Raw genomic sequence first — 12,548 nt, 5'->3', positions numbered from 1 at the left:
CTTCAGCCTCGCGGAGGATACTGATGATCTGTTCGTCGGAAAAACGCTTCTTCATGGGGATGTCCTCATGTGGCTTATGAAGACATTACTAACATCGTGGTGTATTAATCAACGGGGAGCAGGTCAAATGCTCTCTGAGGCAGCTGTGTAAAGCGGAGGTGACTGTTGATAATGGTGAGAGTCGGTACGTATCCTTGAAAAATGCATTGGCATTGATTAGGACACTCAAATCACCGGCGTCTTTATTGAAATATTCGATAAGCTCAAATAACCAAGTTGACTTGTGATCGTCTTGGAGTATAAGAATTATATCTACTGATTACGGCACAATTACCTTATTAAGGATCTACGCAAAATGGAAAACCCGAAATTATTCATTTCTTACAGTTGGTCTAATCCAACCCATGAACAGTGGGTAATTGATTTAGCCAACGAGCTAACAGAATCTGGTGTTCATGTGATTCTTGACAAATGGGATCTAAAAGAAGGTCATGATTCTGTTGCTTTCATGGAAAAGATGGTTACAGATCCTCAGATAACTAAGGTAGCCATAATATGTGACGAAATTTACGCATCTAAGGCCGATGGACGGGCTGGCGGTGTTGGTACTGAAACTCAAATTATCTCACGGAGAGTTTATGAAAATCAGGAGCAAGGGAAATTTGTAGCGATCATTTCAGAAAAAGATTCACAAGGCGAAGCATTCTTACCAACATATTATAAATCACGAATTTACATTGACCTAAGCAGCCCTGATATCTATACCGAAAATTTTGATAAATTATTGCGATGGATATATGATAAGCCTCTATATACGAGACGAGAAATAGGAAAGCGCCCCTCTTTTTTGGATGAATCAGATGGGATTTCACTTGGGACAACATCATTGTATAAAAGAGCATTATCAGCGATTAAAGAAAATAAACCATTTGCCTCTGGTTCATTAGATGAGTACTTTTCAACCTTCACCAGTAACCTTGAGAAGTTTAGAATCACCGAAAAAGTAGGTGAGTTTGATGATCAGGTTATTGATAGTTTAGATAAGTTTATTCCATATAGAAACGAAGTTATTTCATTAATTATCTTTTTAGCACAGTATGCACCAACAGAGGAAAATGTACTTAGAGTGCATCGTTTCTTGGAGGCTCTGATACCATATATGAACAGGCCAGATAATGTTACCTTTTATAGAGAATGGGACTCCGATAATTTTAAATTCATCATTCACGAACTTTTCTTATACACGATCGCCATATTCATAAAGCATGAAAGATTTTCTGCGGTCAATGTTTTATTAACACAGCAATACTATCTCATTGAAGCATCTGAACATGGAAATGATGTAATGGCTGGATACGAAGTATTTAGGGATTACTTAACATCATTAGAATATAGAAATAGAAGATTGGAATTAAGACGTTTATCTATTCACTCGGACTTGCTTGAACAAAGAAGTAAAAGTTCCGGTATAGAATTTCGTTATTTAATGCAGGCAGACTTTATACTATTCTTAAGGGGTGATTTACATAAAGAAGAGTATAGTCGTTGGTATCCAGACACTTTACTATATGTTCGTCGTTTTCATAGTGCATTTGAAATTTTCGCAAGATCTTCATCTAAGTCATACTTTGAGAAGGTAAAATGTATTCTGGATATAGATAAACCATCAGACCTTAATGAGTTGATGGCGGCTTATAAAACAGATCGTCAAAGAATACCAAAGTGGGAATCCGAATCATTTAGCCCTTCAAGGCTAATGGGGTATGAGCAACTTGCAACGAAAGCATAACAACAAAGCACGCATTAACACAGCTTGCGATAAAAGATATTTTTAAGCCCCACACTGCGGGGCTTTATAGTTACTCTGCCGTAAGTTCGTATGATGTAAATTTAATGACCTCCTTCCCAAACCACGCATTCAACTCCTTAAACCGCTCCTGCAATGGCGTCAGCTCATTACGTACAAACACCTGCGACGCTTTAACCGAATCACCAAACCCCCCGCTGTTCTCCGGAATGATCCCCATCATCTGCGGCGGTACGCGGTGCGCGCAAAGCAGGTCGTTCTGGCTGGCTTTCTTGATGTTGAAGAAATCGTCTTTTGTCGCGACTTCACTCAGCGGCAGAATCTTGATCCCGTCCGGCTTGCCATTCGGCGCGTACATGAACAGGTTGCGGAAATTCCCCAGTCCTTTTGTATCGCGCATCGCCTTACGCATCTGATCGATGACGCTGCGCGCCCGCAGCGCGGACTATCGCGGCAGCCTGAATTCCCGCCGCGATCACTCCTATCACGACACGACGCTGGAGGCGATTGTCAGCACCGTGGCAGCGCGAAACGACCTCCAGCCTGCTGTCGCGGAGGCGTTTAAAGGGGTGAAGGTATCGCATATCGACCAGACGCAGGAAAACGATGCTGCATTCATTACCCGTCTGGCCGAGCTGAACGGCGGGGTTGTCGCCATCAAGGCCGGAAAGCTGCTGTTTATCAAACCCGGCGCTGCCGTGACCGCCAGCGGCAAGCCGATACCGAAAACGACGCTGACCCGCAGCGACGGCGACGGGCACACCTTTACTCTTGCTGACCGTGATGCCTATACCGGCGTGTCAGCCACCTGGCTGCATACCAAAGACCCGAAGCCGAAAAAGGTGAAGGTGCAGCGGAAGAAAAAAGAACAGCATTTGCGCGCCCTGCAACATCCGGCAGCCAAAAAGACCACGGTGAAGGCACAGAAAACGCCGGAGGCGAAAGAGGGAGAATACCTGGTGGGCAGTGATGAAAACGTGTTTGCACTGACGACGGTCTACGCTACGCAAAAGGCCGCGATGCGGGCAGCGCAGGCGAAATGGGACAAACTCCAGCGCGGTGTCGCCGAATTCTCAATCTCCCTGGCTCGCGGGCGGGCGGACTTATTCCCTGAGACGCCGGTGGCGGTGTCGGGCTTTAAATCCGTGATCGACGCACAGTCCTGGATCATCAGCAAGGTGACGCACAACCTGGACGGCAGCGGATTTGTGACGACGTTATATCTGGAGGTGTTGCTGTCAGATGTGAACTATGAAGCTACAGAGAGTAACGAGGCGTATTAACGCCTCATTCGCAAATCAGGATTTCGGCGTAAACTCCCACTCACCAGGTAAAGAGTATTCAGTACCATCATCATCCATAACTTTTGCATTTAGTACTTTGGCAACTTGTAGCATTTTCAAATACAAAGCGGTATCAGGCCATTTCGTTGAGATATTGCCATCATTCCATTCAAGCCATGATTCTGGATAAGCGTTTTCACCAGACCATAACGCGAAAAACTCACCATTTTTCTCGTATATCGAAAGCTCTGGATCGTTATTAACAACATTCATCCATTCTTCGCTGGCTATCCGACTGTCTTCATTCTCAGTCCAAAACTCAGCCCGCGTTATATGAAATTCGACTCCCATAGCAACCCCCTTGTGTTTAATGTAAATCACTGTAATAGCGAGTGTATGATTTTTGAAATAACATACAATGATTGCATCTGATTAAAATGATTACATGGTGATTATCATGATGCACTGCCCGAAATGCCAGCACGCCGCTCACGCTCGTTCAAGTCGTTACCTGAGCCTCAACACTAAAGAGCGCTATCACCAATGTCAGAATATTAATTGCAGCTGTACATTCAAAACACATGAGTCGATTGCTGACATCATCGTTGAGCCAGGAACAGTTCATGCCGTTCAGTTGCACCCTGACAAACATCAGCAGCAATCTCTCCAGATGCACTGAAAAGACATCAAAAACGAAGCCCGCGAAAGCGGGTTTTTTTATGTTATCTGTCAGGGAAGAAAAGAAGGGGGAGGGGAGGATGTTCTCATTTCTGAAAAATACATCGCCATTCCATCGCCACTGAAATCAGGAAATAAAAAAGCCACTATGCGAAAAGTGGCTTAATCATATGATTTTAAAGCTAAAATTTGGTGGCCCTTGCTGGACTTGAACCAGCGACCAAGCGATTATGAGTCGCGTGCTCTAACCAACTGAGCTAAAGGGCCGAGGTGCGGGATTATACGGTAAACTCTGCTTACAGGTCTATATGTCTTCGGTTTGTATGCGCGTTTTGTGCACAGTTTTAGTCTGTTGTGTTCACTGCGTTTTTACCTATAACTCAGGTAAATACATCTTAAGGGATAATAATGATTACAGATATTATCGCCCGGGATCTTTCTGTCGTGTTTTGCGGCATCAATCCCGGCTTATCCACTGCTCATCATGGTTTCCATTTCGCTAATGCCAATAACCGCTTCTGGAAGGTTATCTATCAGGCGGGTTTTACCGGGCGTTTACTTAAGCCTGAAGAAGAACAGCATTTGCTGGATACAGATTGCGGGATCACCATGCTGGTGGAACGTCCGACCGTTGAGGCAACGGAGCTGGTTCGTGATGAGTTGCGCGAAGGGGGCGCAGCGTTGATGGCAAAAATTGAATACTATCAGCCGCGTGCGCTGGCTGTTTTAGGCAAACAGGCATTCAGTAAAGCGTTTGGCATCAGTAAGGTGAACTGGGGACGTCAGGCGTTGAAAATCGGTGACACGGAAGTTTGGGTGCTGCCTAACCCAAGCGGCCTGAACCGGGCGACGCTGGATGAACTGGTATCCGCATACCGTGAACTATTCTTATCATTAGAAAACACAGCATAATCCCGTCACCTCCTCTTATTATTCCCTCTGATATAAAATCTCGCCATGATGATTATTTTATTAATAATCGTCTTGGTTTTGGTTGATTTACCAAATTATTTCGCTATTAAAGCAGCTTTATACTCTCTGAACCCCACCTGAATACATTTGCATATTTAATGTAAGAGGAATGCTTCCCCCGTGTGAATGCGCTCAACTGAACTAAAACTTATTCCATCGCCTCATTCGGGGTGAGCAGCAAAGTAGTCAGGCAGTTTGATTCTTCAGGAGCAGGAGATATGGCTAATGTTGAAACCGAAGAAAGACAGGAAAATCTGGAGGAATGGTTCGAACTATTTTCAGGACTACCGCTCCGGCATTCAGAAAGAGAAGCAAGATTAATCAGCTTTTGTGAAAAAAACAGCGTCTGCATCATGTCGGTGATGCCCTGGATAGCATCGGAATTTGCTGAACATGGTGGTTTCGCCGGATTATTTCATTTTATTCATCTCCATGGAGGGAGAAAAATATACATGCCCAAAGAGGCAGAGAAGTTTTATCAGATCTACGGGATCAATATCCCGCAAAATAAATATAACAGAATTTATAAAAAAATTGATTCTTCTGGATATCTGGATACGCCATCCAACTGGGGGGTGTTTATCGCTATTCGCCGGGCAGCAATGCAAGTGGCGATGAAAGAAGATATTCCGGCAAAACTACTCACACAAACTTTTGGTATTACGATGCGAAGTATCCGGCTAATTAAATCACGTAACGCGTGTCTGTAAAGGAGGTCGAGGAAGTTAAGAGAAGGCAAAGACTACACACAATTATTTTCTCATTCATTTTAATATAAAAGGTAAATATTATGACTCAATATTCTGTCACTGTAGCAAACAACTCTGTAAATACCGGTGCAATTTGTATTTATCAAACCTCTCCGGATATCACCGATCCCAAAGTGATGTCACTGGCGTGGTTCTCCAAAGTGGCACATCCAAAAACCAAAGTGCAGTTTGACTGGGGAATTGATTACAGTTTTGTTTGGGATGAAACCGGTGTGCTGATCCCCGGTGTGAAATTCGATGCCTCTCAAACCCTTCCTGCCAGCCTGACGAACAATAATCAGGTGACGCTGAGCTATTCCGAGGGGGCGTTTGAATTCGAACAACAGACCACCGGCGGAAAGAACGGTACGTTGTATGTCACGAACGACAGCAGTTTACCGCTGAATCAGGCCTCTGTCGGGGTCGGTATGTCGGGGGCGGGTACCTTTGTTGTTCAGGCACAGCCGAACATCAACCTGACCTTCACGCCGCATCCAACTTATTGGATCACTTTTGGTAATTATACGCCGGGTCAGGTGCTTGATATTGGTCAGATTACCAATAAGCAGCAGCTTGAGTTTGCGCCGAATACTTACAACCTGAATGTTCAGCTGAAAAATGATAACACCTGGTCTGTTGGCTGAGTCATCAGTTTAATTTACTTACGGAGTAATATTATGATTCTTATCGTCTGTACCGATGATCCGGAACTGGAACATGTTGCCAGTGCTTCAATGGCACAGTACCAGTCAGTTTTTAAGTCGAGTTACAAAATATTTCATTCTGAGTTGCGGTTGTTAGGAAAGAGTGAAAATCTGTTTATTATTTCTCATGGTGCCTTTCAGGGAGATAATGACCGGCCGGTTATCGGTGATAAAGCCAAAGCCTTTTATGTAAATGGTGATACGCTTTATTTAAATGTGAAAAGTATTTTCCCGCCGGATTATACGGGTAACGTTTATATCGATGCCTGTGAATCAGCAGATAGCACAGATGTATTGCTCAGTTTTGCGCAAACATTTTACCTGGATTTCCATCCTGATTCACCGACGTCTAAAGTATTTGGTCTGACGGGTGTCAGCAGCGGGCTTATTCCATTACCGGATAATACTGCCTGGGTGAATGTCAGTTTAGAAAACCAGTAATAAAAAGCCCCGGCATTTCTGCCGGGGCTTTTCTGTTCGTGACTGACAACCAGAGAACGATTAATCGTCCAGGAAGCTGCGCAGCACTTCGGAGCGGCTTGGGTGGCGCAGTTTACGCAACGCTTTCGCTTCGATCTGACGGATACGTTCACGGGTAACGTCGAACTGTTTGCCCACTTCTTCCAGCGTGTGGTCAGTGTTCATATCGATACCGAAACGCATACGCAGAACTTTCGCTTCACGTGCGGTCAGGCCAGCCAGAACGTCATGTGTTGCAGAACGCAGGCTTTCAGACGTTGCAGAATCCAGTGGCAGCTCGAGGGTGGTATCCTCGATGAAATCACCCAGATGCGAATCTTCATCGTCGCCGATTGGCGTTTCCATGGAGATTGGCTCTTTCGCAATTTTCAGCACTTTGCGGATTTTGTCTTCCGGCATCAGCATACGTTCAGCCAGTTCTTCCGGCGTCGGCTCGCGGCCCATCTCTTGCAGCATCTGACGGGAGATACGGTTGAGTTTGTTGATCGTCTCAATCATATGTACCGGGATACGGATGGTACGCGCCTGGTCGGCGATGGAGCGGGTGATAGCCTGACGGATCCACCAGGTCGCATAAGTTGAGAACTTATAACCACGGCGATATTCAAACTTATCAACGGCTTTCATCAGGCCGATGTTACCTTCCTGGATCAGGTCAAGGAACTGCAGACCACGGTTGGTGTATTTCTTCGCGATCGAAATAACCAGACGTAAGTTTGCTTCAACCATCTCTTTCTTCGCGCGACGGGCTTTCGCTTCGCCGATAGACATGCGACGGTTGATGTCTTTTACCTGTTCGATAGTCAGGCCAGTTTCTTCTTCGATCTGACGCAGCTTCATCAGGCCGCGCTGTACGTCTTCGGTGACTTCTTTCAGCTTCTCAGACCAGGGTTTACCCATTGCCAGAGCAGCATCAAACCAGGTATCGCTGGTTTCGTTACCGGCGAACAGATTGACGAAGTTTTTCTTCGGCATTTTGCACTGTTCAACGCACACTTTCATGATCAGACGTTCCTGAGCACGAACGCGATCCATCATGGAACGCATGCTGTTAACCAGGAAATCGAACTGTTTTGGCACTAAACGGAATTGTTTGAACACATCGGACAGCTTCAGGATTTCTTCTGCTGCGCTCTTGTGGCTACGGCCGTTTTTCTTGATGACCAGACGCGTCGCTTCATGCTGTTCACGCAGTTCGGTGAACTTCTGGCGAGCCAGTTCCGGGTCGATGCTGTTGTCGTCTTCAGCATCGTCGTCTTCATCTTCGTCTTCATCATCATCATCCTGCTCTTCGGTGGTCAGTTCAGAACCCACGTGAGTCGCAGTTGGTGCGATTTCTTCTTCGGCGTTAGGGTCAACAAAACCTGTGATCAAGTCAGACAGGCGGACTTCGCCAGCTTCTACACGGTCATATTGCTCTAACAAATAAGTGATAGCTTCAGGATATTCAGCAACGGAGCACTGAACCTGGTTGATACCGTCTTCGATACGTTTGGCGATGTCGATTTCGCCTTCACGGGTCAGCAACTCAACGGTACCCATCTCGCGCATATACATACGCACAGGGTCGGTGGTACGGCCAATTTCGGATTCAACGCTGGAAAGTACCTGCGCCGCCGCTTCTGCAGCGTCTTCGTCGGTATCAGGGCGGTTTTCGGCCAGCATCAAATCATCGGCGTCCGGTGCTTCTTCAAGTACCTGGATGCCCATGTCGTTAATCATCTGGATGATGTCTTCGATCTGGTCGGAATCGACGATATCTTCCGGCAGATGGTCATTGACCTCAGCATAGGTCAGATAGCCTTGCTCCTTACCACGGGTGACAAGTAGCTTAAGCTGTGACTGCGGGTTTTGCTCCATAAGACGGTATCCACACTTCAGAGTATTTGGGTTGGTGTCGGTCGGGTAACATCGCCAACAATAACGTTAGGGGCGTTTATTGTGCCGCGGCCCACCAGGGCGGCTCTGCGCAGGGCCGTGCCCCGCTTTATATCGGCACTTAAGCCGTTTTTTAGTAGTAACGCCTGACGCATTACTTTTTATGTTCTTGTTATTTAACTTGTTAACTCTTTCTCGCTAACACCTGATTCAGGGAACTGACTTCGGTCCGTTCCTCCGGACTCAGGCCATGCGTCCTGGCTTTTGCAATCAAAGTTTCAAGCCGTTGCTCTAAAATCGAGTCATACAGGCTGGCTAACGTGGCGCGAAATTCCTCCTCGACCATGTCCTCTACGATCATGTGGTTCCATGTCGCCAGAGTTTCAAGCTGCTGGTAGAACTTATTGTCGCGATAAAGTTCCAGTAACTGGCCCGTCGTCAGCCCCGGCTGGGCTAAGCAAGTGGTTACTAACTCGCTGAACAGATCCAGTCCTGGTTGCTTCGCTTGCTCCAAACCTTGCAGTGAGGGTATAAGTGTAGCCAGTTGTGGATTTTGTACCAGTAACCCTATAAGTATACGCATGGTTGTGCGTTTTAGCTGGGGCGCCTGATAGACATTGCTACTTTCTGCCTGTTTAGGCATCAGCTTTTCCAGCTGGCTGTCATCCAAAATACCGAGCTTATTCCCTAACTGCTGACGCAAATACATTCGTAACGTTTCACCGGGAACCTGGCGGATCAGCGGCAATGCCAGCATGCTCAATTTGGTCCGCCCGTCAGGGCTGCTCAAATCTACCTGCGGCAACAGCGAATCAAACAGGAAAGTGGACAGCGGCATCGCCTGTTCCATACGTTGTTCGAACGCTTCTTTGCCTTCTTTACGCACCAGCGTGTCTGGATCTTCGCCGTCGGGTAAAAACATAAAACGCAGCTGGCGGCCATCATTAAGATACGGCAGTGCCGTTTCCAGTGCGCGCCATGCGGCTTCACGTCCCGCGCGGTCACCGTCGTAACAGCAAACGATGTTGTCTGTGCTGCGGAACATCAGCTGAATATGATCAGCGGTCGTGGACGTGCCCAATGAGGCAACGGCATAATCAATGCCGAACTGCGCCAGTGCGACGACATCCATATACCCTTCAACCACCAGCAAACGCGCTGGCGTCGGGTGCTTTAACTGTGCTTCATACAGGCCATACAACTGGCGGCCTTTATGGAAAATTTCGGTTTCCGGTGAGTTCAGGTATTTCGGCGTACCGTCACCGAGAACCCTGCCGCCAAAGGCAATTACGCGGCCACGTTTATCACGAATAGGAAACATCACCCGTTCGCGGAAACGATCATAGCTGCGGCCATTGTCATTGGTGACCAACATACCGGCATCAATCAGAGACGCTTTATCATCGGCATTTTTACCGAAACGCTTTAATGCGTTGTCCCAACCCGGTGGGGCGAAACCAATGGCGAAATGGCTGATGACGTCTTCACTTAAACCGCGCCGGGCAAGATATTCCCGTGCGGGAGCCCCTGCAGCCTGTTTAAGTGATTGCTGATAGAACTCGCTAAGCGGTGCCATCAACTGGTAGAGGCTTTGACGCTGATGACGCTCCATCTGGCTCGGACCGGTGCCTGCTTCGTACGGCACTTCCAAACCCTGCATTGTCGCCAGTTCCTCAATGCTTTCGACAAACTCAAGCCTGTCATAGTTCATCAGGAAATCGACGGCGTTGCCGTGGGCACCACAGCCGAAACAGTGATAAAACTGCTTATCGCCATTTACGGTAAATGAGGGTGTTTTCTCATGGTGGAAAGGGCAGCACGCGTGATAATTTTTACCCTGTTTCTTGAGCTTTACCCGAGCGTCGATCAAATCGACGATATCGATGCGAGCCAGCAAGTCATTGATAAATACGCGCGGAATTCTCCCAGCCATAAGCCCCTTACTCACTAGCCTATAAACGAGAACAAGCCGCGCATTCCTTTCGGAAAGCACGGCCTTCGTATGCTACTACGCAGTCTGCGCGTTCTTAATATTGCAAATCACGCGATTTGGGGTTGCCCCCGAAGATTAATACAGACGAGTGCGGCGTGCGTTTTCGCGAGCCAGTTTCTTGGCGTGGCGTTTTACTGCAGATGCTTTAGCGCGTTTACGTTCGGTAGTCGGTTTTTCATAGAATTCACGACGACGAACTTCTGCCAGAACACCTGCTTTTTCGCAGGAACGCTTGAAGCGACGCAGAGCTACGTCGAACGGCTCGTTTTCACGTACTTTAATTACAGGCATGTGCCTCTCACCTCGATAAAATCGGTTTGTTTGCTGATGTTGTACCAGCACATTTCAAAATGGTGCGGAATTTTACTCCAATTCGCGTCGTCTTGTAAAGTATAACGGCAAATTGAAACAGGCGCTTTCTGCAACCCTTCTGCAACATTGTGCGCTTGTTTTGCGTCGGGCGGCGATTATATACCAATCAATCAAAATTGCTCGACATTAATTGGCCTGCGAAGCGAGGAATTCCCACTCCGGTGCAGCACCCGCCGAAGCTTGTGTGCTAAACTGCGCGCCGCGAGTTAGCGCGAAAACATGATGGAAAGAGTGATGCGAGTACTGGGTATTGAAACCTCCTGCGATGAAACCGGAATTGCAGTTTATGACAGCGAAGCCGGTTTGTTAGCCAACCAACTGTATAGTCAGGTAAAACTGCATGCAGATTACGGCGGTGTGGTGCCAGAACTGGCATCGCGTGACCATGTACGTAAAACAGTACCCTTGATTCAGGCTGCGCTGAAAGAAGCCGGGCTGACTGCTCAGGATATCGATGGCGTGGCGTACACCGCCGGCCCTGGTCTGGTCGGGGCGTTGCTGGTGGGCGCAACCATCGGGCGTTCTCTGGCATTTGCGTGGGATGTGCCTGCCGTGCCGGTGCATCACATGGAAGGCCATTTGCTGGCACCGATGCTGGAAGATAATCCGCCGGATTTCCCGTTTGTGGCGCTGCTGGTTTCCGGCGGACATACGCAGTTAATCAGCGTCACCGGAATTGGCGAATATACCTTGCTCGGCGAATCCATTGATGATGCTGCCGGTGAAGCCTTTGATAAAACAGCTAAATTGCTCGGCCTTGATTATCCGGGGGGGCCGTTGCTGTCGAAAATGGCTTCTCAGGGCGTTGCCGGACGTTTTACCTTCCCGCGCCCGATGACAGACCGGCCTGGGCTGGATTTCAGTTTCTCCGGCCTCAAAACTTTCGCAGCGAATACCATTCGTGGCAATGACAGCGACCCGCAGACACATGCCGACATTGCCCGCGCTTTTGAAGATGCGGTGGTGGATACGCTGGCCATAAAATGCAAACGCGCATTGGATCAGACGGGTTTTAAACAGCTGGTAATGGCCGGTGGTGTCAGCGCGAACCGCACATTACGCGCCAAACTGGCTGAGGTGATGGCAAAACGTGGTGGCCAGGTATTTTATGCGCGTCCTGAATTCTGTACCGATAACGGTGCGATGATCGCGTATGCAGGCATGGTGCGGCTGAAAAGCGGTGCAACTCCTGATCTCGGTGTGACCGTTCGCCCTCGCTGGCCGTTAGCGGAGCTTCCTCCAGTCTGAGCGGGGCTGCGACTGCGTTGTTGCGTCGACCCGAAATGCTCACATACTCAATTATGCTGCGCTTTCAGGTCTCCTGACGCCTTGTCTCGCTCCCGCTCAGTCAGGCTGGCTGAGCTGAAAAAAAACCAATAAAAAACGACCCGCCTGAGGTTAATGCCGGTCACTTAAGGTGACCGGCATTGTTTTTTAAGGGATATTTCGACCTTTTTTCTCTCACTTCCCTGACATATTCACGCTCACGTCTCGAGGGCAGTTTGAGCATCGCTGCGTTGCTGTAAAAATGCTTCAGATGACCCGGGATGGCTCCCGCTGATGCCCACGGCAGCCCGATTAACAACCGTAATATCTCCGACACTGCACCGCTAAAACTCAGCTGATAAGGCA

At 47.9% G+C, this 12,548-nt stretch carries 11 protein-coding genes, 1 tRNA gene and 3 pseudogenes; 8 read left to right on the top strand and 7 right to left on the bottom strand.

What is annotated here, in order from left to right:
- Window positions 1–355 precede the first annotated feature (355 nt).
- Window positions 356–1,789, top strand: a complete 1,434-nt coding sequence (locus LC431_RS25975; protein WP_223510468.1) for an SEFIR domain-containing protein — start codon at window positions 356–358, stop codon at window positions 1,787–1,789.
- A 70-nt stretch (window positions 1,790–1,859) separates the two neighbouring features.
- On the opposite strand, the pseudogene LC431_RS25970 reads toward LC431_RS25975, so the two are convergent.
- Window positions 1,860–2,228 (bottom strand): annotated as a pseudogene (locus LC431_RS25970) (Presumed portal vertex protein); the annotation flags it as partial.
- Here LC431_RS25970 and LC431_RS25965 point away from each other — a divergent pair.
- Window positions 2,224–3,090, top strand: a pseudogene (locus LC431_RS25965) (contractile injection system protein, VgrG/Pvc8 family); the annotation flags it as partial. The pseudogenes LC431_RS25970 and LC431_RS25965 sit on opposite strands and share 5 nt — an antisense overlap.
- Window positions 3,091–3,105: 15 nt before the next feature.
- On the opposite strand, the gene LC431_RS25960 reads toward LC431_RS25965, so the two are convergent.
- Entirely contained in the window at window positions 3,106–3,441 is a 336-nt protein-coding gene (locus LC431_RS25960; RefSeq protein ID WP_223510467.1) for a hypothetical protein, read from the bottom strand.
- A gap of 106 nt (window positions 3,442–3,547) precedes the next feature.
- On the opposite strand from LC431_RS25960, the gene LC431_RS25955 reads away from it, so the two are divergent.
- On the top strand, window positions 3,548–3,769 hold the full coding sequence (locus tag LC431_RS25955) for a DNA-binding transcriptional regulator (protein ID WP_014341711.1): 222 nt from the start codon (window positions 3,548–3,550) through the stop codon (window positions 3,767–3,769).
- 189 nt (window positions 3,770–3,958) lie between these two features.
- Here LC431_RS25955 and LC431_RS25950 read toward each other — a convergent pair.
- Window positions 3,959–4,035 (bottom strand) — tRNA-Ile (locus LC431_RS25950).
- 141 nt (window positions 4,036–4,176) lie between these two features.
- Here LC431_RS25950 and mug point away from each other — a divergent pair.
- The 4 genes from mug (at window position 4,177) to LC431_RS25930 (ending at window position 6,634) form a co-directional block, all read left to right on the top strand.
- Window positions 4,177–4,680: a G/U mismatch-specific DNA glycosylase gene (gene mug / locus LC431_RS25945; RefSeq protein ID WP_013573940.1), complete on the top strand. Its 504-nt coding sequence runs from the start codon at window positions 4,177–4,179 to the stop codon at window positions 4,678–4,680.
- Window positions 4,681–4,958: 278 nt separating this feature from the next.
- A complete protein-coding gene (locus LC431_RS25940; protein WP_041672991.1) occupies window positions 4,959–5,450 on the top strand; it encodes a hypothetical protein in 492 nt (163 codons plus the stop codon).
- Window positions 5,451–5,530: 80 nt separating this feature from the next.
- The gene (locus tag LC431_RS25935; protein WP_013573943.1) at window positions 5,531–6,133 is read left to right on the top strand and encodes a hypothetical protein; all 603 of its coding nucleotides are present in this window, start codon (window positions 5,531–5,533) and stop codon (window positions 6,131–6,133) included.
- Window positions 6,134–6,223: 90 nt separating this feature from the next.
- Window positions 6,224–6,634 carry a hypothetical protein gene (locus tag LC431_RS25930; protein ID WP_223510466.1) on the top strand — a complete coding sequence of 137 codons (411 nt, stop codon included), beginning with the start codon at window positions 6,224–6,226 and terminating at the stop codon, window positions 6,632–6,634.
- Window positions 6,635–6,694: 60 nt separating this feature from the next.
- Here the strand turns inward: LC431_RS25930 and rpoD are convergent, their stop codons facing one another.
- The 3 genes from rpoD to rpsU all read right to left on the bottom strand — a co-directional run bounded on the left by rpoD (window position 6,695) and on the right by rpsU (window position 10,835).
- Window positions 6,695–8,533 (bottom strand): RNA polymerase sigma factor RpoD, encoded by a 1,839-nt coding sequence (gene rpoD / locus LC431_RS25925; protein ID WP_013573945.1) that lies wholly within the window; start codon window positions 8,531–8,533, stop codon window positions 6,695–6,697.
- A 202-nt stretch (window positions 8,534–8,735) separates the two neighbouring features.
- Complete coding sequence (gene dnaG / locus LC431_RS25920; protein ID WP_013573946.1) at window positions 8,736–10,484, bottom strand: DNA primase; 1,749 nt, start codon at window positions 10,482–10,484, stop codon at window positions 8,736–8,738.
- Window positions 10,485–10,619: 135 nt separating this feature from the next.
- A complete protein-coding gene (gene rpsU / locus LC431_RS25915; RefSeq protein ID WP_001144069.1) occupies window positions 10,620–10,835 on the bottom strand; it encodes a 30S ribosomal protein S21 in 216 nt (71 codons plus the stop codon).
- A 315-nt stretch (window positions 10,836–11,150) separates the two neighbouring features.
- Between rpsU and tsaD the strand changes: the two genes are divergently transcribed.
- On the top strand, window positions 11,151–12,164 hold the full coding sequence (gene tsaD / locus LC431_RS25910) for a tRNA (adenosine(37)-N6)-threonylcarbamoyltransferase complex transferase subunit TsaD (protein ID WP_013573947.1): 1,014 nt from the start codon (window positions 11,151–11,153) through the stop codon (window positions 12,162–12,164).
- A 160-nt stretch (window positions 12,165–12,324) separates the two neighbouring features.
- Here the strand turns inward: tsaD and LC431_RS25905 are convergent.
- A pseudogene (locus LC431_RS25905) lies at window positions 12,325–12,548 on the bottom strand (IS4 family transposase); the annotation flags it as partial.

The organism is Rahnella sp. GSA61A (genome assembly GCF_019969905.1).
Classification (GTDB): Bacteria; Pseudomonadota; Gammaproteobacteria; order Enterobacterales; family Enterobacteriaceae; genus Rahnella; species Rahnella aceris.
This window is presented reverse-complemented; position numbering and strand designations above follow the sequence as displayed.